The sequence below is a fragment of the Streptomyces sp. JLBG701 genome, from assembly GCF_058544905.1.
Map to the genome: position 1 here is coordinate 674,324 of NZ_CM178588.1, position 23,838 is coordinate 698,161.

The 23,838-nt window shown below is 71.4% G+C and carries 8 protein-coding genes; 3 read left to right on the forward strand and 5 right to left on the reverse strand.

The genetic code is table 11. From position 1 onward, the window contains the following. Positions 1-72: 72 nt before the first annotated feature. Positions 73-2,175: an isochorismatase family protein gene (locus AC5DRG_RS03140; protein WP_491807870.1), complete on the forward strand. Its 2,103-nt coding sequence runs from the start codon at positions 73-75 to the stop codon at positions 2,173-2,175. An 80-nt stretch (positions 2,176-2,255) separates the two neighbouring features. On the opposite strand, the gene AC5DRG_RS03145 is transcribed toward AC5DRG_RS03140, so the two are convergent. Further along, positions 2,256-3,587 carry a lysine N(6)-hydroxylase/L-ornithine N(5)-oxygenase family protein gene (locus AC5DRG_RS03145; protein ID WP_491807872.1) on the reverse strand — a complete coding sequence of 444 codons (1,332 nt, stop codon included), beginning with the start codon at positions 3,585-3,587 and terminating at the stop codon, positions 2,256-2,258. Positions 3,588-3,671: 84 nt separating this feature from the next. Between AC5DRG_RS03145 and AC5DRG_RS03150 the strand changes: the two genes are divergently transcribed. After that, positions 3,672-4,625 (forward strand): methionyl-tRNA formyltransferase, encoded by a 954-nt coding sequence (locus AC5DRG_RS03150; protein WP_491807874.1) that lies wholly within the window; start codon positions 3,672-3,674, stop codon positions 4,623-4,625. A gap of 157 nt (positions 4,626-4,782) precedes the next feature. Continuing rightward, positions 4,783-5,799 (forward strand): iron-siderophore ABC transporter substrate-binding protein, encoded by a 1,017-nt coding sequence (locus tag AC5DRG_RS03155; RefSeq protein ID WP_491807876.1) that lies wholly within the window; start codon positions 4,783-4,785, stop codon positions 5,797-5,799. Positions 5,800-5,873: 74 nt separating this feature from the next. On the opposite strand, the gene AC5DRG_RS03160 is transcribed toward AC5DRG_RS03155, so the two are convergent. From AC5DRG_RS03160 to AC5DRG_RS03175, 4 genes are read right to left on the reverse strand one after another with little or no spacing between them, the layout of a single operon-like run. Continuing rightward, complete coding sequence (locus AC5DRG_RS03160; RefSeq protein WP_491807877.1) at positions 5,874-9,356, reverse strand: non-ribosomal peptide synthetase; 3,483 nt, start codon at positions 9,354-9,356, stop codon at positions 5,874-5,876. Beyond that, a complete protein-coding gene (locus tag AC5DRG_RS03165; RefSeq protein WP_491807879.1) occupies positions 9,353-17,431 on the reverse strand; it encodes an amino acid adenylation domain-containing protein in 8,079 nt (2,692 codons plus the stop codon). Before AC5DRG_RS03165 ends, AC5DRG_RS03160 begins: the two co-directional genes overlap by 4 nt. Then, positions 17,428-22,008 carry an amino acid adenylation domain-containing protein gene (locus tag AC5DRG_RS03170; RefSeq protein ID WP_491807881.1) on the reverse strand — a complete coding sequence of 1,527 codons (4,581 nt, stop codon included), beginning with the start codon at positions 22,006-22,008 and terminating at the stop codon, positions 17,428-17,430. The genes AC5DRG_RS03165 and AC5DRG_RS03170 overlap by 4 nt, the downstream gene beginning before the upstream one ends. After that, positions 22,005-23,819: a non-ribosomal peptide synthetase gene (locus AC5DRG_RS03175; RefSeq protein WP_491812953.1), complete on the reverse strand. Its 1,815-nt coding sequence runs from the start codon at positions 23,817-23,819 to the stop codon at positions 22,005-22,007. Before AC5DRG_RS03175 ends, AC5DRG_RS03170 begins: the two co-directional genes overlap by 4 nt. Positions 23,820-23,838: the final 19 nt, after the last annotated feature.

Consider the following 23,838-nt stretch of genomic DNA (forward strand, 5'->3'; position numbering starts at 1 on the left):
GCTCGCCACCCCATCGCCATCCCCGCGGACCGACTCGCACGCCTGGGCACGTGAACGTGAGGGGACCAGGCAGTGAGCAGCGACGACGCATCCCGACCGGCCGACGGCACAACCCGAGGAGAACCGGGCGCCGAAGACGGCGAGGGCGGCGTCAGCGCGGCCACGGTCGTTGACGTACTGCGTGTGCGGGCGGAGTCGCACCCCGGCCGGCTCGCGCTCGTCGATCCCGCCGGATACCGACGGGCCTGGACCTACCGCCAGTTGAACGAGCGCGTCGAGCGGCTCGCGGCCGGACTGTTCGGGCGGGGCGTTCACCATGGCGACCGTGTCGTCGTCCAACTCCCCGGCGCCATCGAGCTGTTCGAGGTGCTGTTCGCGCTGCTGCGTATCGGAGCGGTACCCGTCGTGCTGCCCCCGGCGGCTCCCGAGCCTGCCCTGCGGGCCGTGTCCGGTTTCACGGAGGCCGTGGCCTGCGTCGTCCCCGACGCCCGGGACGGCGCCGACCGGCGCACGGCGGCCACGCACGCGCTCGCCCGGGTCCCCACCCCGCACGAGGTGTACGTCGTCGGTGACGCGTCCGGACACACCCGGCTCCACGACATCGTTCGCGCACCCCTGGCCGTGCCGCCGCCACTGCCCGAGGATCTCGCCCTGCTCCAGTACGTCGACGAGGTGGCCGGTGTTCCGCGGCTCGTCCCGCACAGCCACGCCGATCTGCTCCGCTCACTGCGGGACCGGGCGGCCCTCCAGGGCGCCGACAAGGACACTGTCCGTCTCGCCGTCCAACTTGGCCTGCCCCAGGCCGTGTTGGGCCTGGCCGACTGGCTGGCGGTCCTGTGCGCGGGAGGGCGGGTGGTCCTGTCCCCTGGGTCGGACCCGGACACCGCGTTCCCGGTCCTCGCGCGCGAAGGCGTCACGCATCTCGGTCTCCCGCCGCGACTCGCCGAGGCCTGGACGCATGCCGCGGCGCTCACCTTCTACGACTTGAGCGGTCTGCGCGTCCTGGTGGTCGGCGGCGGGGTCTTCGACGAGCGTGCCGCTCGGCGGGTGCGGCCCGCGCTCGGCTGCTCCCTGCGACAGCTGTTCGGGACTGCCGAGGGGCTGGTGTCCTGCACTGGGCCGGACGACGCACCGGAGACAGTGTTCACCACACAGGGGCGCCCGGTGACGGCCGACGACGAGATGCTTGTCGTGGACGACGACGGCCGCGAGGTCCCGCCCGGCACGAGCGGTCGGTTGCTCAGCCGCGGTCCGTCCACGATCCGCGGCTACTGGCGGGCACCGGACCTCGACTCCCGGTTTTTCACCGCCGACGGCTTCCACCGCACCGGGGCCATCGGCCGGGTGACCCACGACGGCCATCTGGTCCTCGAACAGGAAACCGTCGAGCGGCCCGCTCCCGTGCGGCGACCGGTCGGCTCCCCCGTGTCCCGGCGGACGGTCCGCCGCATCCCGGCCCGGCACGGACGGCCGGGCCGCATGAACACTCCCCGCTCCACCGGAAGGCACCCCGAGATGCCGCTTGGTCCGACTGTCCCGTACTTCATGCCCACCCCGGTGATGCTGCCCGCCGACCGGACGGACTGGGCGCTTGCGGCCGGCCGGGCCGCGCTGCTGATCCTCAACGTGCAGAACCACCTCGTGCGAGCGCTGGAGCGGCAGGCCTCGCCGGTCACCGAACTCCTCGCCAACGTCGACCGGTTGGCGCGCGGGGCCCGGGCGGCGGGAGTGCCGGTCATCTACGCGGTGCAGGCCGTCGAACGGCGGGCGGACGGTCCTCGGCCCGGGCCGGAGTTCGGGATCTGCGGCCCGCTGGACAGTGCCGAGGCGGCGATCGTGGAGCAGATCGAGCCGCAGATCGGTGACACCGTGCTCAGCACCCGGAAATACAGCGCGTTCGCCCGGACACGCCTAGACGGCCATCTGCGTGATCTCAAGCGCGACCAGGTGGTGATCGCCGGGTTCTCCGCGCGGACCGGTGTGCTGATGACCGCCGCCGACGCGTGGACGCAGGATCTGGAGCCGTTCGTCGTCGCCGACGCCGTCGCGGACGGGTCGGCCGGGGAGCATGAGATGGCGCTGGAGTGGGTGGCGGCCACCTCGGGAGCGGTGACGACCGCGGACCGGGTGGCGGCGGTGTTCGCGGCGGACTCGCCCGCGGCCGAGGCTGTCTGACCGGCCTACGGCATCAACTCGCCGTAGTTTTACGTTGGTTGGGGCCCACCCGGTGTCGGGCGGGCCCCGGTCATGACACCTCAGTCGGACGCGGCCCGTCGGGACGACAGTGATCGGCGGATCTCCTCCGCCCTGATCGCGGTGGTCGACAGGAGGGTCGAGGTGAGCCCGTGGGTGTGCTCGGTGCTCCCCTGGAGGTAGATGCCGGCACTGACGTCGGGGGCGGTCTCCACCCGGTGGTCCCGGGTGACACGGATCTCGTCGCCGTCGTCGCGCAGACAGATCTTGGTGGCCTCACCGAGCAACGCGGTGAGGTCTCTTGGCCGGTAGCCGGTCGCATGCACCAACAGGTCCGCCTCCAGGACCCGTTCCTCGCCGGTGGGCAGGTACTCCACCGCGATGTCGAGGGCTTGGGCTCCCGCGCCCGAGGCCCGTACATCGCGGATGCGGGACACGTTCAGGAAGCGCAGCCGCTCCCGGCCGTTGACCTTCTCCCGGTACGCGGTCGCGTACAAGGCCTCGATCAACTCCATGTCGACCACCGAGTAGTTGGTGGACCTGTGGTAGTCGACCAGGGACTGTTTGACCTCCGAAGGGGACTCGAAGTACAGGTCGACGGCGTCCGGGTCGAAGATCCGGTTGGCGAACGGGCTGTCGTCGGCCGGGGTGTAGCCGTACTTGGCGAAGACCGCGCAGACCTCGGCGTCCGGAAAGGAACGGTGTAGGTAGTCGACCGCCTCGGCGGCACTCTGTCCGGCACCGAGGACGACGGCTCTGCGCACCCGGGCGCCGGAGTCTACGAGTTCGGTGACGCGGGGTATCAACTGGCTGCTGTGCACGACGCGTTCGGACAGCTCGGTGCCGGGTGGCACATGGGGTTCGAGACCGACCGCCACGCTGATGTCGCGGGCCCGGTACGTCACCGTACGGCCCGGTTGCTCCGGCACGCGGCATACGACGTCGAAGTAGACGACGTTGCCCGTACCGTCCCGCACGGGACGGATGGCGGCGACCTCACGGTCGTACTCCACGAGGTGGCGCACCCGGGCGGCGGCCCACTCGAAGTACTCGTGGAACTCGACCCGTAACGGGAAGAGGGTCTTCTGGTTCAGGAAGTCGACCAGCCGGCCGCGCTCCTGGAGGAAGCACAGGAAGCTGAAGTCGCTTGTCGGGTTCCGCAGGGTGACCAGGTCCTTCAGGAAGGACACCTGCATCGTCGCGTCGTCGATGAGCATGCCCCGATGCCAGCCGAAACGCGGCTGGCGCTCAAGGAACAGGGCGTTCAGGCGTTGTCCTTCCGGAAGATCTGCGTTGTGTTCGTCAATCGCTATGGCGAGCGCGAGATTTGACGGTCCGAAGCCGATTCCGAGGACATCGAGGATGGTGTCCGATCCCTTGAGTGGTGAGTTCAACGTGGCATCGCCTCCCTCAGGCAGCCACATGTTAGATAAGGTTAGCCTTACCTTGCAATGGAGCCGCTGAAGGGGAGAACCGCAATGCGGGTCGTCATGTTCGGCTACCAGACCTGGGGCCACCGCACACTCCAGGCCCTGTTGGACTCCGACCACGAGGTCGTCCTCGTCGTCACCCACCCCAAGAGTGATCACGCCTACGAGAAGATCTGGGACGACTCCGTGGCCGAGCTCGCGGAGAAGAACGACGTCCCGGTACTGCTGCGCAACAAGCCCGACGATCCCGAACTCCTCGACGCCCTACGGGATTCCCGCCCGGACATCATCGTCGCCAACAACTGGCGGACCTGGCTGCCGCCCGAGCTCTTCGACCTGCCGCCGCACGGCACGCTCAACATCCACGACTCGCTGCTGCCTGGGTACGCAGGCTTCTCCCCGATCATCTGGGCGCTCATCAACGGCGAGGAGCGGGTGGGCGTCACCGCGCACCGCATGAACCCCGCACTCGACGCCGGGGACATCCTGGTGCAGCGCGCGGTACCGGTCGGGCCGGCCGACACCGCGACCGACCTGTTCCACCGGACCGTCGATCTCATCGCGCCGATCGTGCGCGAGTCGCTCGACCTCATCGCCTCGGGCGAGGACGCCGGCCACTGGCAGCCTCAGGACCGCTCCAGGGCGAGCTTCTTCCACAAGCGGTCGCTCGAGGACAGCCGCATCGACTGGAACTGGCCGGCCGAGCGGCTGGAACGCCTGGTGCGCGCCCAGTCGGACCCGTACCCCAACGCGTACACCTTCCATCGCGGAGAGCGCGTGCGGATCATCTCGGCCGCCGTCTCGGAGGCGTGCTACGGCGGCACGCCTGGCCGGATCTTCATCCGCGAGGGCGACGGCGTGGTCATCGTGGCGGGCCCGGACGCCCACACCGGCCGCGACCGCGGGCTCGTCGTGCGGCGCGTGCGCACCGACGACGGCACGGAGTACGCGGCCACCGACTACTTCCGCACCATGGGCGGCTACCTCACAGCCCGGCCCTGAGCACGATCGCCGCACACCAGTTCACCTGACGGTTCGTCAACATCCAAGCGAGGCAAGGCATTTCAGCCACAATCCATTGCTAAGGATAGCCTTGCCTTGCTTTACTGACGACCGCACTGCTCCTGCCCGTACTTGGCGAAAAAGGGATGCCCTGGCCATGACGAGATCGCTCCTCAAGACTCTTCTCACCGTCACTCTCGTCGCCGGGCTGGCAGCCTGCGGCTCCGTCGAGGACGACGACACCTCGGGCTCGGACAACGCCAATGCGGACGCCTCTGCCTCCGCCTCCGCGTTCCCGGTGACCGTCAAGCACAAGCTCGGCACCACCGAGATCACCAAGGCACCCGAGCGCGTGGTGGCGCTCGGCAACGGCGGCACGGACGACATCGACGCCCTGTACGCGCTGGGCATCACCCCGGTCGCCATCTCAAAGGACGAGAGCAGTTCCGACGGCGTCTACCCCTGGCTCAAGGACGAGATCGACACGTCCAGGACCAAGCTGCTGTCCACTCTGAGCGGTATAGACTACGAGGAGATCGCCGCCCTCCAGCCGGATCTGATCCTGGCCACCTCGGACTTCACCCTGGACAAGGACTACGCCAAGCTCGCCGCGGTGGCGCCGACCATCGGCTACGAGACCGCCTGGGGGGCCCAGACCTGGCAGGAGCACGTCCAGGTGGTGGGCAAGGCCGTCGGCAAGCAGGACGAGGCCGAGAAGGTCATCGCCGACACCCAGGCCGAGATCACCAAGGTGAAGGACGCCCATCCGGAGCTGGCCGGGAAGACGTACAGCATGTCCATCGGCAACACCCCGGCGAAGATCTACACGATCGCCTCGGAGGACGACTTCGCCGCCAAGCTGATGGCCGAGCTCGGCCTGAGCCTGACCCCGTCGGTCACGGGCATCAAGACGGTCAGCGGCAGCCCCACCGGTGAGCTGTCCTTCGAGCAACTGGACAAGCTGGACGCCGATCTGGTCATCACGGCGTTCACCACCCCGGAACTGAAGAAGGCGTTCGAGTCCAGTGCGCTGGTGAAGAACATGTCCGCGGTGAAGGAGGACCGTTACCAGGTGATCGACGTGCCGACGATCAGCCAGCTGAGGAGCCCGTCCGTGATCGGTATCCCCTGGGCGCTGGACAACCTGGAGCCGGGCTTCGCCAAGCTCAAGTAATAGCGACGCAACGACGAAGCGGCGGGGCGCGCGATGCGCCCCGCCGCTTCGTCGTCCCTCAGGACACTGTCGTGCTACGAGTCCTCGCTCAGCGCCGAGTCGACCTCCTCGGCCGACATCTCCTGGATCTCCAAGTGGATGGCGGCAACCTGCTCAAGCCGTCCGGGAGTTGTCTCCTCGGCGGTGAGCCGCTTGGCCATCGCGCCGGCCGTGAGGGAACCGAACAGGGCCCGTACCGACACCTCGGAGGTGTCCAGGGCCTCCCGTAGCCGGCCCACGATCACGGTGGCCAGGACCGAGTCGCCGCCGAGTGCGAAGAAGCCGTCGTCGAGACCGACGCGATCGACGGCGAGGACGTCCGCCCACACCTGGGTGACCACCTTCTCCAGCGCGGTGGCGGGGGCCAGGTGCTCCGCGGGGCCCTGGGCCTGCCACAGCTCCTGTACGGCGCGCCGGTCGAGCTTGCCGTTGGAGGTGAGCGGCAGTTCGTCGACGACCGCGATGCGCGACGGGACCATGTGCGGCGGCAGCACGGACCGCGCCCACTCGCGGAGTTCGTCCTCCGCCAAGCCCGGTTCGGCTGCCACGGCGGCCGCCAGCTGCACACCCTGGCCGCGGGTGAGTCCGGCGACGGCCCTCCGCACGCCGGGGTGTCCGGTGAGCGCCGACTCCACCTCGCCCAACTCGATCCGGAAGCCGCGCAGTTTCACCTGATGGTCGCGGCGGCCCAGGAACTCCAGGGTGCCGTCCGGCCAGTAGCGGGCGAGGTCGCCCGTGCGGTACCAGCGGGTGCCCTCCCACTCGGTGAACTTCTCAGCGGTGCGCACCGGATCGGCACGGTAGCCGGGGGCCACCCCGTCCCCGCCGATCCACAGCTCGCCGGGCACCCAGTCGGGGCAGTCCCGGCCACGGGCGTCGACGACCCGGCAGCGGACGTTGCGCAACGGCGTTCCGTAGGGCACCGCCCGCCAGTGTGCCGGAACTTGACCCTCCGTCACCTCGCAGACGGTGGAGTGGATCGCGGTCTCCGTCGTTCCGCCCAGCCCGGTGAACCGGCAGCCGGGCGCTCGCTCGGCGAGCCGCGCCGGGAGGTCGGTGCCGACCCAGTCCCCGCCCAGCAACACCACGCGCAGCCCGGCGAGTTCGCCGGGACCGGTGGCGAGCAGCAGCATGTCGAGCAGTGGCGGTACGCAGTTGACGACCGTCACCCGATGCGTGCGCACCAGTTCGGCCCACTGCCGGGCGTCCCTGCGGTCGCCCTCGTCGACCAGGACGAGTGCGCCGCCCGCGCTCAGCAGCCCGAACAGGTCGTAGACGGAGAGGTCGAAGTCGAGTGCGGACACGGCGAGGCAACGGTCCGAAGTACCGATGTCGTAGCGGTCGTTGAGGTCGTCGATGGTGTTCATGGCGGCCCGGTGCGGCACTTCGACACCCTTGGGCTCGCCGGTGGACCCGGAGGTGAACAGCACGTAGGCGGGCTGCTCCTCGTCCACGGTCAACGGCTCCGGCAGCGGCTCGGCGCGTACCGCCTCGGCGACCGGCAAGGCGTCGAGACCCTTCACGGGACGGCCGTCGGTCAGCGTGATCCGGAAGCCCGCGGTGGCGCGGATCCGGTCCCTGCGGGCGGGCGGCTGCTCCACCCCGATCGGTACATAGGTGGCTCCGGCGGCCAGCACCCCGAGTACGGCGGTGATCTGGTCTGCGCCCTTGGGCAGGCTGACCGCGACCGTGTCCCCGGGACGCACACCGCGGTTCACCAGGGCGGCGGCCGTGCGCAGCGCGCGGTCCGCCAAGTCGCCGTAGGAGAGCGCGCCTTGGTCGTCCCACAGCACGGCTGGGGCGTCGGGTCGTTCGGCCGCGCGCTCGAAGAAGGCCTGGTGCAGGAGCCGGTGGCTGCGGGGTCCAGCGGTGTCGTTGGCGTCGGCGCGTACGGCGGTCTGTTCAGCGGGCAGCAGCGCGGGCAGCGGTTGTTCCCAGGCGGCCTCGTCGGTGCCGAGCCTGGTGACGAGGCCGTGGAAGGCGGCGAACATGGCGTCGACCAGGCCGGCGGGGAAGGCGTCCTCCCGTACGTCCCAGTTGACCAGCATCCCGCCGTCCACCTCGGTGATCTGGGCGTCCAGCAGCACCTGCGGGCCCTGGGAGATGATCCACACCGGTTCCCCGAAGTGGCGTCGTACGCCCGCGTCGAAGAGCTCGCCGAGATTGAGCGCGCTGGTGAACACCACGGGGGCGAGGACCTGTTCGCCCTGGTGGCGGGAGAGGTCGCGGAGTACTTCGACGCCGGAGTAGTCGGCGTGTGCGGCATCCGTGTGCATTCGGTCCTGGAGGCGCAGGGCGTGGTCGGTGAACGAGTCGCTCCCCCGCACGTCGACGTCGAGCAGCACGGAGCTGGTGAAGTCGCCGACCAGTAGGTCCACATCGGGGTGGGAGCCCCTGCGGTCGAACATCGGCACGTTGAGCAGGAAGCGCGGCTGTCCGCTCCAGGCGGCCAGTACCTCGGCGAAGGCGGTCGCCACCGCCATGGCGGGTGTCAGACCGTGCTGGTGGGCGCGGGACGTCAGGCGGTGCTTCTCCTCCGGTGGGAGCCAGTGGTGGCGCCGGGTGACCCGGGTCGGGTCGGCGCGCTCGGCCTCGGGGACGAGCGGGAGTTCGGGTGCGGCGGACAGTTCGGGGATCCGCCCGCGCCACCACTCCTGCGACTGCTCCCGGCTCAGCCGCCGCACCTCGGTGCGCTCGGCGAGGTACGCCGGATAGGTCGTGCGGATCGGGGGCAGTGGCGTGTCGGGGTTCTCGTAGAGCGCGGCGAGGTCGGAGAGCAGCACGCGGTAGCTGAGCGCGTCGGCGGCCAGCATGTCGACGTCCGCGTGCAGCCGGCTGCGCCCGTCCGGGAGCAGTGAGAGGTGGACGGCGAAGACCTCACCGGCGGAGATGTCGAGCCGGGCGTGCGAGGAGGAGTGCCGGATCTCCTCCAGCTTGGCGGCAGCCGTCTCCGGGTCCAGTGCGCGCAGGTCGCTGACGGCGGTCGCGGGGCGGGTGAGCTCGGGCAGGATCTGCTGGTGGCCGTCGTCGGTGAAGCGGGCCCGCAGCATGCCGTGCCGCCGCACCAGGGCCCGTACGGCGTGGTCGAGCCGCTCGGGGTCCACGTCCGTGCCGTCGAACTCGACGTAGAGGTGGGCCGCGACGGAGCCGAGCGTGGTGTCGTCCCCGCGGCCGATCCAGTAGGCGTGCTGCATCACGGCCAGGGGGAAGGGCTCGGCCGGTTCGGCCACGGGCGCTGCCGACTCGGGGGCCGGGGGCTCGGGAGCCGCGGCCTTCCGATCTCCGGTGTGGGCTTCCAGCAGCGCACGCCAGGCGCGCAGGGTCGGCTCCTTGGCCAGTTGGGCGAAGCTGATCCGGACGCCCTGCCGGCGCCAGCCACTGGCGACCTTCATCAGGGTGATCGAGTCCAGGCCCCAGGTGATGAGGCTGTCGTCCTCGCTCGGCGGCGCGTCCGCCGGGCCGAGTGCGTCCGTGACCGAGCGGAGAAGCTCGTCCGCGGTCGGCGGGTGCTGCGTCACCGGTTCCTCCTGTCGAAGTCACTGCCCAAGTCGCTACCGAAATCGCTGCCGAGATCGGCATCGAGGTCGTCGTCGAAGTCGCTCTCGAAGTCGTCGATGTCCTCCTGGGTGAGGGTCACCAGGGAGAGGTCCGACGGAGTGAGGCCGCCTGCCGGAGCGTCCTCGACGTGGCGGACGAGGCCGTGCAGGGCCCGCTCCCACAGCGCGATCAGGTCGGCCGCCTCGGACCGCGTCAGGAACGCCTCGGGCCAGGCAACAGAGGCGTGCAGTCGTACGTCAACGCCCTCGCCGCCGTCCTCGACGGCCACGGCGTTGATCTCCAGACCGAAGGGCGCGGGCCGTGCGCTGTCCGGCGCGACGTTCAACATCGGGGCCTCGGGGGCCAGTTCCCAGGGCTCCGCGTGTCCGGCCGCCGACGCGGTGAACCGGCCGAGGTAGTTGAACGCGATCTGCGGCTGCGGCAGTTTCGCGAAGGCCTCGGCGGTGTCGGGGTTCAGATGGCGCAGGAGGCCGTATCCGAGGCCTCGCCCCGGCACCGCGCGCAGTTGCTCCTTGATCCGTTTCAGTGCCGTACCGGTGGCGGGGCCGCCGGACAGCGCCTCGTCGAGATCGAGCGGGCCGGGGTCGATGCCGACCGGGTGGAAGGTGGTGAACCAGCCGACCGTGGCCGACAGGTCGACTCCGTCGGCGATGTCCTCCTCCCGGCCATGTCCCTCCACACCCAGGAGCAGCGAGCGCCCCGTCAGGTCGCCCCGCGCCTCCCGCCAGGCGACGGCGGCGAGGGCGAGGGCGGTGAGCAGTACGTCGGGGACGCCGGCGTGGTAGGCGGCGGGTATCTCCGTGAGCAGCGGTCGGGTGATGTCGGGTGGGAGTACCAGGGTCTGCTCCCGCAGCGTTGCGGCGGTGTCGCGGGCGGGGTCGAGCGGGCGCTCCAGCAGAGGCCGGGATCCTTCCACCACCCTTGTCCACCAAGGGAGTTCACCGACCCGGGCGGACTTGCGTGCCTCCGTCGCCAGGAGTTGGCTCCAGCCTCGGAAGGAGGTTCCGGTGCGCTGCGGACGCGGGTCGGCACCAGCCCGTACCGCCTGCCAGGCCTCGGCCAGCTCGGAGCCGATGATCCGCCAGGACACCCCGTCGACGACCAGATGGTGGGCGACGAGGAGCAGCCGCCCGTGCTTCCCCTCCCCCGCGTCGAACCAGACGGCCTGGAGCATGCGCCCGGCACGGGGATCGAGCCGGGCCGCCGCGTCGGCGAGTCGGCAGTCGAGCGCCGCTTCGGCGAGTTGCCCGTCCAACGCCTCGTCGGCCGGGACGCGGCTGAGCACGTCGTGGGCGTCCACGGAGCCTTCCCCGGGCACGACCAGCCTGCCGCGCTCCGCCGGTTCCGTCACCAAGCGGGCCCGGAGCAGGTCGTGACGGTCCAGTACAGCTTGCAGGACGGCGACGGCCCGGTCGTACGTCAGGTCGGGCGGCGTCACCAGCAGGACGGCCTGGGCGAGGCCGCCGTAGGAGCCGTCGGGGCCGGCCAACCACCGCATGACCGGGGTGAGTTCGGCCTCGCCCACGGGTTCGTCGGCGGGGGCCCGCACGGTGACGGTGGGGGTGGTGTCGGCGGCTGAGGCAAGGCCGGCGGGGGTGGGCGTCTGGAAGACCTGGCGGGGGCTGATGGCGAGGCCGGCCTTGCGGGCCAGGGTCACCAGGCGGATGGAGACAATGCTGTCGCCGCCGAGTTCGAAGAAGTTGTCGTCGACGTCGACGCCTTGCCGCCCGAGGACGGAAGCGAACAACTCGCAGAGCCGACGCTCGCGTTCGTTGGCCGGCGCCCGGGTCGGGGCGACGGCGGCGATCTCGGGGGCGGGCAGGCTGCCACGGTCGACCTTGCCGGAGGGCATCAGCGGGAAGGCGTCCAGGGCGGTGAGCGTCACCGGCACCATGTGCTCGGGCAGCCGCTCCAGCAGCCAGCCGCGCAGCTCGGCGACCAGGCCGTCCCGTTCCGTGTCCTGGGCGGTGTTTTCGGCCGGCAGGAGGTAGCCGGCCAGCCGCTTCACTCCCGGGGAGTCCTCGCGGATCACGACCACTCCGCGCCGGACGCCGGGGTGTTGTTCGAGGACGGCCTCGATCTCCTCCAGCTCGACCCGCATCCCGCGGATCTTCACCTGGTTGTCGGCGCGGCCCAGGAACTCCAGGGTGCCGTCGCGCTGCCATCTGACCAGGTCCCCGGTGCGGTAGAGCCGGTCCCCGGGCGGGCCGAACGGGTCGGCCACCCAGTGGTCGGCGGTGCGGCGCGGGTCGTTGACGTAGCCGCGGCCGAGATAGATGCCGCCGGCGTACAGCTCGCCGGGTACGCCGACCGGGACCGGCTGGAGGCGGTCGTCGAGGACGTAGAGCCGGGTGTTGCCGTTGGGGCAGCCGATGGAGACGGCGCTGCGGATCGCCCCGGTGCGGTACACCACGTGGCTGACGCCGATGGTGGCCTCGGCCGGTCCGTACCCGTGGTACATCACCGCCTGGCTGCCCGCCCGGAAGCGGGCGAACAGCTCGGGGGTGAGCACCTCTCCCCCGCACCACACGTGCTTCAGCGACCGGGCGCGCCGGGCGAAGCCGTCCTGTTCCAGGAGCAGGTCGAGCATGGAGGAGACCAGGTAGGTGAAGGTCACCCGGTGCCGTTCGACGGTGTCCAGGAGATAGTCGACGTCCCGTTCGCCGTCGGGTTCGGCGACGACGACGCGGCCGCCGTTCACCAGGGGCAGGAAGATCTCGTTGATGGAGATGTCGAAGCTGAGCGGGGCCTTGAACAGGGCCGCGTCCTCGGTGCCGAATCCGAGCAACTCCCGCTGCCACAGCAGCCGATGGGCGATGGCCCGGTGCCGGATCATCGCGCCCTTGGGGGCGCCGGTGGAACCCGAGGTGTAGATGACGTAGGCGAGGCCCTCCGGGTCGACGGCAACGTGGGGATTCTCGGCGTCGGGCCCTTCCGGCAGGGGGACGTCCACATCGACCTCGACGACGGGCGGGCCGTCGGCGCCCAGCACGGTCGCGGTCTCGTCTCCCGCCCCTCCGAGCACCGCCGTGAGCGCCGCGCTCCGGCACACCTCGGTGATCCGACGGGCGGGCCAGGACGGCTCCAGCGGGACGAAGGCTCCGCCGGCCTTGAGGACGGCGAGCAGTCCGACCACCAGCTCCACCGACCGTTCGAGGTGGATGCCGACGCGGTGCTCCGGACCCACCCCGAGTGCGGTCAGCCGCCGGGCGAGGGCGTTGGCGCGGGCGTTGAGCTCGCCGTAGGTCAGGGTTCGCCCGTCTTCGGTGCCGTACTCGACGGCCGCCAACTCCGGGGTGATGGTGGCCTGTTCCTCGAAGAGTGCGGTCAGGGTGGTGGAGGGCATGGGGTGGGCGGTGTCGTTCCACTCGCCCAGCAGCAGCGAGCGTTCGCGCGGGGTGAGGATGTCGGCCGCGCCCACGGGGCGGTCCGGCTGCCGGGTGAGTTCGCCGACCAGCCGGACGAACCGTTCCACCAACTCCCGTGCGGTGTCGGGGTCGTAGAGATCGGCGCTGTGGACGAGGGAGCCGCTGACGCCACCGGCGTCCGCCCGCTCGAACAGGTGGAAGGCCAGATCGGTCTTCGCGGTGTAGAAGTCGACGCGCCGCCGACGGAGCGTGAGACCGGCGAAGTCCCGGCTCTCGTCGGGGGCTTGCTGATGGGCGAGCATCACCTGGAACAGCGGATGGCGGCCCATCGAGCGGGTCGGGCTCAGCGCGTCCACCAGTCGTTCGAACGGCAGCTCTTGGTGGGCGAAGGCGTCCACGTCGGCCTCGCGCAGCCGGGCGAGCAGCGCCCGGAACGTAGGGTCGCCCGAGATGTCGGTGCGCAGCACGAGCGTGTTGACGAAGAGACCGATCAGATCGTCGAGGGCCGGATCGTCTCGTCCGGCCACCGGGCTGCCCAGGGGGATGTCGTCGCCCCCGCCCAGCCTGCCGAGAAGGACGGCGAGTGCGGCCTGAAGCGCCATGAAGACCGTGCCGCCGACGTCTGCCGCGAGTTCGCGCAGGGCTCGGTGGGTCCGCGGGTCGAGCTCGAAGTCGACTACGCCCGCACGGTATCCGGCGATGGCCGGCCTCGGCCGGTCGACGGGCAGTTGCAGTTCCTCGGGGAGACCGGTCAACTGCTGGGCCCAGTAGGCGAGTTGCTCATCTGCTGTGTCGTCGGGGATTTGCTCCTGCCACAGGGTGTGGTCGGCGTACTGCACGGCGAGCGGTGGCCAGTCCGGGCTGGCGCCGTGCAGCCGCGCACGGTAGGCGGTCTCCAGATCGCGGAGCAGCGGCTCCTCGGACCAGCCGTCGGTGGCGATGTGGTGGATGAGCAGCAGCAGGACGTGTTCGTCGGGGGCGAGGACGCAGAGCGTGGCGCGTACCGGGATTTCGGTGTCCAGCGCGAAGGGGTGGGCGGCGGCTTCGCTCAGGCACGCGTCGAGTTCCCCGGCGCTGACGTCCACGAATTCGAACGGTACGGCCGCCTCCTCCGGCGCCAGTACGGCCTGCCGGGGCGTGCCGTCGTCGTCCGGATAGAGCGTGCGCAATGCCTCGTGCCGACCCACGACGTCGTTCAGTGCCGTTCGCAGCGCGGCGGGGTCGAGTTGGCCGGTGAGCCGTACGGCTGTGGGGATGTTGTAGGTGGGCGTCGGCCCCTCCAGCCGGTACAGGAACCACAGCCGGGCCTGGGCCGAGGACAGCGGCACCGGATCGGGACGCCGAACCGGGAGCAGGGCGGGCCGCCGCTCGGTCGGTACGTCCAGCAGGGGGGCGAGTGCGGCCACGGTGGGCGTGTCGAACACGGCCCTCAGTGGGACGGCCACGCCCAGCTCGACCCGGATCCGGGCAACCAGCCGGGTGGCGAGGAGAGAGTGACCGCCGAGGGCGAAGAACTCGTCGTGGATGCCGACGGAGGGCAGACCGAGCAGGTCGGCGAAGAGTCGGCACAGCGTCGACTCGGCGGGGGTGCGCGGTGCGGTGGCGGTGGTGAGGGAGGAGAGGTCGGGTGCGGGCAGGGCCTTGCGGTCGAGTTTGCCGTTGGGGGTCAGCGGCAGTTCGACCAGGATCACTACGGCGGAGGGCACCAGATGGTCCGGGAGTACGGTCCTGAGGTCGTCGCGGATGCGTAGCGGCTCCAGGTCGGCTCCGGCTCGCGGGACGACGTACGCCACCAGGCTCGGCTCCCCCGGTGTGTCCTCGCGGACCGTCACGGCGGCCTGGGAGACCCCGGGCAGTGCGGCGACGGCGGCCTCGGCCTCGGCGGGCTCGACCCGGAAGCCGCGGATCTTCACCTGGTCGTCCGACCTGCCGAGGAACTCCAGCACGCCGTCCGCGGTCCAGCGCACCAGGTCGCCGGTGCGGTAGAGGCGCGCGCCCGGCGGGCCGTAGGGGTCGGCGACGAAGCGTTCGGCGGTCAGGCCGGGGCGGTGCAGATAGCCGCGGGCCAGCTGGGTGCCGCCCAGGTAGAGCTCGCCGGGCACACCCGGCGGCACCGGGCGCAGCGCCCCGTCGAGGACCAGGGTGCGGGTGTTCCAGACGGGCCGGCCGATCGGCACGGAGCCGCTTGCGGACCGGGTCCCCTCCGCGCAGGGCCAGGCGGTGACGTCGACGGCCGCCTCGGTCGGGCCGTAGAGGTTGTGCAGTTCGGTGCCGTCCAGCAGCTCGGCGCAGCGTTCGGCGAGCTCCGAGGGCAGGGCCTCACCGCTGCACACCACCCGGCGCAGGACACCACGGGCCCGCTGGGCGGCGGGGTCGTCGAGGAAGACCCGCAGCATGGAGGGGACGAAGTGGGCGGTCGTCACCCGCTGTTCGCGGATGAGTTCCGCGAGGTATCCGGGGTCGCGGTGGCCGCCGGGGCGGGCGAGCACCAGTGCCGCTCCGGTGATGAGCGGCCAGAAGAACTCCCAGACGGAGACGTCGAAGCTGGCGGGGGTCTTCTGGAGTACACGGTCTTCGGCGCCGAGTCCGTACTCGGACTGCATCCACAGCAGCCGGTTGACGATCCCGGCGTGCGGGACGACGGCTCCCTTGGGGCGGCCCGTGGAGCCGGAGGTGTGGATGACGTAGGCGGGATGCTCGGGCCGCAGCGGCTGCAGCCGCTCCCCGTCGGCGAGTTCGCCCGGATCGAGGGCGGCGATGCACTCCTGTACGGCGGGGTCGTCGACCGGCAGCAGAGGTGTTCCGCGGGCCGGCAGCACGGGGGCAGTGGCCGTGGACGTCAGTACCAGGGCGGGCGCCGCGTCCTCGATCATGAACGCCAGCCGCTCGGCGGGGTATCCGGTGTCCAGGGGGACGTAGGCGGCGCCGGTCTTGAGGACCGCGAGCAGCGCCACCACCAGGTCGGGGCCGCGGTCCAGCGCCACGCCCACCAGCCGCTCGGGGCCTACGCCCTGGGAGATGAGGAGGCGGGCGAGTCGGTTGGCGCGGGCGTGCAGTTCAACGTAGTCGAGCTGGCCCTCGTCCCAGAGCAGTGCCGGTGCGTGTGGAGTGCGTCCCGGCTGCCGGTCGAGCAACTCGGCGAGGGTGGTGGCCGGGACGGGGTGGTGGGTGGCGTTCCACTCGTCCAGGACCCGGCGTTCCTCGGTCTCGGCCATCAACGGCAGGCGGGAGACGGGGCGTTCCGGGTCGGCGAGTCCGGCGGCGAGCAGGGTCTCCAGGTGGCCGAGGAGCCGGTCGACAGTGTCCGGGGTGAACAGGCCGCTGCGATAGGTCGCCTCGATCCGCAGTTGCCCTCCGGTGAGGAAGGCCTCCAGGGACAGGTCGAACTGGGTCGTGTCGTTGTGGACGGTCTCCCAGTCGGTCCGCACTCCTGGCAGTTGCGGCCCTTCGAGTCCCTGGGTGAGGAAGAGCAGCATGACGTCGAAGTACACGGCACGACCGGGGTGCCGCTCCGGACGCAGCGTCTCGACGAGCTTGTCGAAGGGCATGTCCTGGTGGGCGTAGCCGTCGGTGCACAACTGGCGTACGCGCTCCACGAGTTCGGCGAATCCCGGGTCGCCGTCGAGGTCGGCGCGCCGCACCAGTGTGTTGCCGAAGTTGCCGATCAGCTGCTCCAGACCGGGGAGGTCGCGGTTCATGCCGGCCGAGCCTATGGGGATGTCGGTGGCGCCGGTGGAGCGGTGGAGGAGTGCGGCCAGGCCCGCGAACAGGACCATGAAGGGGGTGGCGCCCGCGTTCCGGGCGACGGTGGTGAGCCGTTCGGTCACCTCCGGGCCGAAGGTGCGGAAGCGGCGGCCGCCCTGCTCGGTGGGCCGGGTGGTGCGTGGGGCGTCCACGGGCAGGGCGAGGGGTCGGGGCCCTGGGGTGAGGGCCGTGCGCCAGTGGTCCAGGTGCTCGGCCAGCCGCTCGTCGGTCCAGGTGTCGCGCTGCCAGAGCGCGAAGTCGGGGTACTGGGCGGGCAGCGGTTCCAGGCCGGAGGGTTCTCCGGTGGCCGACTCCCGGTAGAGGGCGCTCAGTTCGCGGGAGAGGGCGTTGAAGGTGCCGCCGTCCCACGCTATGTGATGCACCGTCAGAACGAGAGTGTGGTCCTGTGCCGCCCGCTGGATCAGCAAGGCCCGTAGCGGGTGGTGGGCGGTGAGGTCGAACGGGGTCGCGGAGGCGGTACGGGCCAGTTCCTCGGCGCGTCGCTCCCGCTCCTCCTCCGGCAGGCCGCGCAGATCGACCGTCCCGAACTCCACCTCCACTCCGGTGTCGACGACCTGCTCGGGGGTGCCGTCTGCGGTGGCCCGGTACCGGGTGCGCAGCACCTCGTGCCGGTCGACCAGGCCCTGGAAGGCGGTCCGCAGTGCGGCCGGGTCCAGTGGGCCGGTCAGCCTGATGGCCAGGCAGACGTTGTAGGCGGGGCTGTCCGGGTCGAGCTGCTGGAGGAGCCACATCCGGGACTGGGCGAAGGACAGCGGCAGGGGTCCCGCGTCCGCGGGCCGGGGCGGGATGCGCTCGGAGCGGGCCGGGCCGCCTGCGAGCCCGGCGCTCTCCAGCCTGCGGCGCAGCAGTTCGCGTTTGCGTGCGGCCAGGTCGCCGGCCGGTGCCGCGTGGGTCTCCGTCACTGGTCTCCGCCTTTCAGCAGCAGTCGGAGGGAGGTGGTGAACAGCTCGGCCAGCCGCCCGATCTCAGGTTCGGTGAAGAGCCGCTGCGGCCATTGCCACACCACCTTCAGCTCCGGCCCGTCTGTGATCACGGCGTCGACGACCAGGGGGTAAGGGGCGGGCATCCCGGGGTCGGCGCCGCTGCCCAGAGCCCCGGTCTCGGGTGCGCTGGTGAACACCGCCCCGCCGTCGCGCTCGCCCATGGTCATCCGGCCCAGGTAGTTGAACTCGATCTGCGGGTCGGGCAGTTCGGCGAGTTCGGCAGCTGTCTCCGGGGCGAGATGCCGCAGCAGTCCGTGACCGATCCCCTTGTCGGGCAGCCCGGCCAGCTGGTCGCGGATGCGGCGCACCTGATCCTTTCCGGGCCCCGACCCGGGATCGAGGCGGACCGGGAAGACGGTGGTGAACCAGCCGAGTGTGCTGGACAGATCCGCCCCGGCCAGCAGTTGCTCCTCCCGGCCGTGGCCCTCCAGCGCGATCAGCACGGAAGGGCCGTCAGGGAGCCCCCGTTCGGCCCGCCAGCCCGGTACCGCGAGCGCCAGCGCGGTCAGCAGGACCTCCTGGACCGAGCCGGAGGCCAGAAGTGCGGTGAGGTCGGGGCCGAGTGTGGTCCAGTGCCTGCGGAGCGTGGCCCTGGTGTCGCGGGCGGGGTCCAGCGGCGCGACGCCCAGAGTCGGCTCCGGTCGGTCCAACATCCCCTTCCACAGGGCCAGTTCATCCGTACGGCGAGCTGTCCGGGCCTCGGCCCGCAGTGCGTGCGCCCACTCCCTGAACGAGGTGCCGGGCGGCGACAGCCGGCTGCCCTCCCAGGCCGCGGCGAGGTCGGCGACCACCACACCCCAGGACGCCGCGTCGGTCACCAGGTGGTGCAGCACGACGAGAAGCCGCCCTTCGCGGCCCTCCCCCGCGTCGAACCACAGGAATCGCGCCACCGCCCCGGTCGCCGGGTCGAGCTCGGTCACCAGCTCGTCGAAGGCCTCGGGCACCAGCGCGCCCATCGCCGGGTGGTCCAACTCCGTGGCGTCCAACCGCCGCACACAGTCGGCGGCTCGCACGGCACCCACAGGAGCGACGAACAATCGCCACGCCCCGTCCTGGTCCGCCCCGAACGTGGCACGCAGCAGATCGTGGCGGTCAAGGACGGCCTGTACGGTGCGCCGCAGCCCATCGAGGTCCATGGCCGCCGGGGTGCGCAGGAAACGGGCCTGGCTCAGTCCGCGGAAGGGTCCCCCTTGTTCGGTGAGCCAGGTCAGCATCGGGGTGAGCGGCACGTCTCCGATGCCCGCGTCCGCATCGACCGGTGCCCGGTCGACGGCGTTGCCCGCCCGTCGGGCCAGTCCGGCCACGGTCGGCTGTTCGAACACGTCACGCGGTGAGATCGCCAGCCCCGCGCCACGGGCCTGGCTGACGAGCCGCATGGACACGATGCTGTCCCCGCCGAGCGCGAAGAAGCTGTCGTGCACGCCGACCGTGTCCAGTCCGAGCACGGTCGCGAAGAGCCCGGCGAGACGCTCCTCCACCGCGTCGCGCGGCGGTTCGGCGGCGGGTCCGGCGGAGCGGGACGGGGCCGGGAGCGCGGCGGTGTCCAGCTTGCCGTTGAGGGTGAGCGGGAATCCGTCGACCGCGACGAACGCCGACGGCACCATGTAGTCGGGCAGTACGGCGGCCACGGCCCGGCGCAGCGGCTCCAGGTCCGCCGTCTCTTCGGCGGGCGCGGTGGTGACGACGTAGGCGACGAGTCGGCGTACTCCGGGGGCGTCCTCCCGTACGACGACGGCGGCCCGCTCGACGAGTTCGTGGTCGAGCAACACCGCCTCGATCTCGCCGGGTTCGATCCGGTAGCCCCTGATCTTGACCTGGTCGTCGACCCGGCCGAGGCACTCCACGAGGCCGTCCTCGGTCCAGCGGGCGATGTCGCCGGTGCGGTACATCCGGGTGCCGGGGCGGCTGTCGAAGGGGTCGGCCACGAAGCGGCTCGCGGTGGCCTCCGCGAGGCCCAGGTAGCCCCGGGCCAGGCCCTCGCCCGCGATGTACAGCTCCCCCTCGACGCCGGTCGGGACCGGGTTCAGGTGTCCGTCCAGGATGTAGTGGCTGGCGCCGGCGACCGGTCGGCCGATTGCGGGGCGGTCGGCGAGGGAGAGGTCGCAGTCGGCGGAGTCGACGGTGCATTCTGTGGGGCCGTAGAGGTTGTGGACGACCAGGCCGTCCGTGGCTCGCAGAGTCCGCCAGAGATCGGGGGGTACGGCCTCGCCGCCGACACCCAGCACCTTCAACTCGCCCTGCCAGTCGCCGCCTTGGGCTACCAGTTCGCCCAGCAGGGAGGGGGACAGTTCGATGAACTCGATGCGGTGTTCGGTGAGGAATCCGCGTAGAGCGTCCGGGTCGCGGCGTACGTCCTCGGGGACCAGGTGCAGTTCGTGGCCGGCGAACATCCACAGCATGGGCTGCCAGGACGCGTCGAAGGCGGTTGGCCAGGCGTGGCCGATACGGAGCGGCCGGCCTAGCGTTGCCGCCGCCGGGGTGAACAGGGCTGCGTTGTGGGCGGCGTAGAGGTTGGTGATGGCTCGCTGCGGGACCACTACGGCCTTCGGTCGGCCCGTGGAGCCCGAGGTGTAGATGACGTAGGCGGGGTGTTCGGGGAGGAGGGGTTCCAGGCGGTCTGCGTCGGTGAGGGTGGAGGCGTCGGTCGCAGCCAGTTTCTGTTGAGTGGCCGGGGTGTCCAGGAGGACAACGGTCGTATCGACAGTGCGGGTTGTGTGTGGCTGGTCGCGCAGTTCCCCGCGCCCCTTAACCGGCGCTGTACTCGACGTCGTTAGCAAAGCCACCGGAGTTGAATCCGTCAGCATCCCCGTGATTCGGTCCTCCGGCCATGCCGGGTCCAAGGGCAGATAGGCGGCGCCCGCCTTTTGGATGGCCAGTAGCGCGGTGATGGTGTCCGGTGTCGGAGGTAGCGCCATGGCTACGATCCGCTCGGGGCCGGCGCCCAGTTCGATCAGTAGGCGGGCCAAGCGGTTGGCCCTGGTGTTCAGTTCGGCGAAAGTCAGTCGCTCGCCGTCGCCCACCACCGCCACCGCTTCCGGGGTCCGGGCCGCCTGCGCCTCAAGAACCTCGGGCATGGTGACGTGGGGAACCGGTAGCCGCTTCTCGATGCCTCCCGCCAGTAGGGCCGCACGCTCCTCGGGGGCGAGGGCGTCGAGTGCGGCCAGTGGGGTGTCGGGGGCTGCGAGGACCGCCAGGACGAGCCTCTCGAAGCGGGCGGCCAACCGTTCCACCGTCGTGCGGTCGTAGGAGTCGGGGCGGAACTCGAAGACGACGCCTAGGCGTTGCTCGGCGAGTACCGCGAGCGTCAGCGGGTAGTGCGTGGCGCCGGAGCCCTTGACGTCGACGATCCGCAGGCCGGCCGCCGCCTCGGCCTCCGCCACCGCCGCCCCGTCGATGGGGTAGTTCTCGAAGACGAGCAGGCTGTCGAAGAGGTCGCCGGCGCCGGCGAGGCGCTGGATCTCGGTGAGACCCATGTAGTGGTGGTCCATCAGCCGGGACTGCTCGTCCTGCACCCTGCGCAGGAAGGCGGCCGCGGGCTCCGCGGGCGGTACGGACACCCGCACGGGCACGGTGTTGATGAACAGGCCGATCATCGACTCGACGCCGGCGAGTTCGGCGGGGCGGCCCGCCACGGTCGCGCCGAAGACCACGTCGTCCCTGCCGGTCAGCCGGGCCAGCAGCAGGGCCCACAAGCCTTGTACGACCGTGTTGACGGTGACTCCGCGGCTTCTGGCCAACCCCTGGACTTCGGTGGTGAGTTGTTCGGACAGCCGCAGGGTGTGCAGTTCGGGTGCCACGGGTGCCAACCCTGCCGTCGTGGGCGCCAGCAGTGTCGGCGTGACCCCCGCCAGGGCCTGGCGCCAGGCCTGGGCGCCCGACTCCCGGTCCCGTGAGGCCAGCCAGGCGAGGAAGTCGCGGTACGGGCGTACAGCGGGCAGGGGCGCCGTGCGGCCGGGGGCGAGCTGGGCGGCGTACAGCTGGAGCAGTTCCCGCACCAGCAGCGGGATGGACCAGCCGTCCAACAGGAGGTGGTGGTTGGTGAGTATCAGCAGCCAGCGGTCGCCGCCGAGGCCGGCCAGGGTGAGGCGGAGCAGCGGGGGGTTCGTCAGGTCGAAGCGGGTCGTGGTGTCGGCCGCGCACAGTCGCGCCAACTCGGCTTGCTGTTCGGCCTCTTCGGTCGTGGAAAGGTCCGTCTCGGTCCAGTCGGCGGTGACCTGCTTGAGCACCACCTGCACCGGCTCGTCCAGGTCCTCGTGGAGGAAGGCGCTGCGCAGGTTGGCGTGCCGGGCGTAGAGCTCCTCGGCGGCGGTGCGGAGCAGGGCGGGGCGGAGTGGGCCCTCGATCTCGACCAGGGACTGCATGGTGTAGACGTCCTGGGCGCCCTCGTCGAACAGGGCGTGGAACAGCAGGCCCTGTTGCAGCGGGGACAGCGGAAGGACGTCCTCGACCAGGGAACCGCCGTCGTCGACCGTCCCGACGGGCTGCTCGTCGTTCATCGCGTCTTCCACCTCGCCTTGACGTTGTCGAGCTGCGACTGGCTGAGTGCGACCAGGGGTGCGGCGCTCGCCGTGAACTCCTCGGGCGGCGCCTCGGCCGGCAGGGAGCGGGCCAGGCCTGCGGGGGTGCGGTGGGTGAACACGTCCCGGGGGGAGAGCGCGAGGCCGGCTCGGCGGGCCCGGTCGGCGAGGCGGACCGAGACGATGCTGTCGCCGCCGAGTTCGAAGAAGTCGTCGTGGACGCCGACCCGTTCAAGGCCGAGGACCTCGGCGAACAGGCCGCACAGCACCTTCTCGGGTTCGGTGCGTGGCGGGTCGAAGGCGCTGGTCCCGGTGAAGTCGGGGGCGGGCAGCGCGCGGCGGTCGAGTTTGCCGCTGGGAGTCAGCGGCAGTGCGTCGAGGACGACCACGGCGGCCGGTACGAGGTGGCCCGGCAGCCGTTCCGCCAACTCGCGGCGGAGAGCAGTCGGTTCGAGTGTCACCCCGGGTGCCGGCACGACGTACGCCACCAGTCGTAGTGGCGTCGAACCATCCTTCCGGGCCACGACCGCCGCTCGGCCCACGCCGGGCAGCGCGCGGAGCCCCGCCTCGATCTCGCCGGGTTCGACGCGGAAGCCCCTGATCTTGACCTGGTCGTCGGCCCGGCCGAGGAATTCCACGGTGCCGTTGGCACGCAGCCGGGCCAGGTCGCCGGTGCGGTAGAGGCGGCTGCCGGGTGGGCCGAAGGGGTCGGCGAGGAACCGTTCGGCGGTGCGGCCCGGTTGGTGGAGATAGCCGCGGGCCAGACCGGCTCCGGCCAGGTACAACTCCCCCGCCGCGCCTGCCGGTACGGGTTGCAGGAAGGCGTCGAGCACATGGACGCGGGTGTTGGCGATCGGCCGGCCCAGGGGGACCGTGGCCTCGCCGTCGTAGACGTGGACGAGGCTGTCGCCGGCCGCCTCGGAGCAGCCGTAGAGGTTGATCAGGCGGGCCTGTGGCCAGCGTCCGGTGATGGCCCGGGCCAGTTCGGCGGAGAGTGGCTCGCCGCTGGACACCCAGGTGCGGACCGAGCCGAAGGCGTCCTGGGGGGCGGATTCGACGAGGGTGGTGTACAGGCTGGGGACCGCGGTCAGCAGGGTGGCGCGTCGGCGGTCCGTGAGTGCGGCGAGGGCCGTCGGGTCGCCGCCGGCCGCGTCGTCGTCGGCGAGTGCCACGGCCTCGCCCGCGACCAGCGCGCCGAGGAGTTCGGTCAGTCCGTCGATGAAGCTGAGCGGGCTCTTGGCCACCCGTACGCCGGGGGCTCCGGCGGAGAGTTCGCGGCCCCAGGCCAGCCGGTTGGCGAGGGCGCGCTGGGTGCCGAGTACGCCCTTGGGGCGGCCGGTGGAGCCGGAGGTGAAGATGACGTACGCGGGGTGCTCGGGCGACAGGGGCGGGCGTCGGTCCCGTACGACCGTTTCGGACGGGAGCGCGTCCGGGCGGATCACCAACTCCGGTGCGATGCCCAGTTGTTGTGCCGTGGGCCCGTCGCAGACCACCAGGCGGGGCCGGGCGTCGCCGAGCATCAGGGCGATCCGGTCGGGCGGGTAGGCCGGGTCGACCGGCATGCAGGCGGCCCCGGCCTTGAGGACCGCCAGCAGGGCGGTCACCAGGTCGGCGGAGCGCGGGAGGGCGACGGCGACGACTGACTCGGGTCCGGCGCCGCGTTCGGCGAGGGCGGTGGCCAAGCGGTCGGCGCGGAGGTCGAGTTCGGCGAAGGTGAGGGTGGCGTCGCCGTCGAGCACGGCGGGCGCCCCCGGGGTGCGGGCCGCCTGTTCCTCGAACAGGGCGCGCACGGTGGGGTGCGGGAGCGGG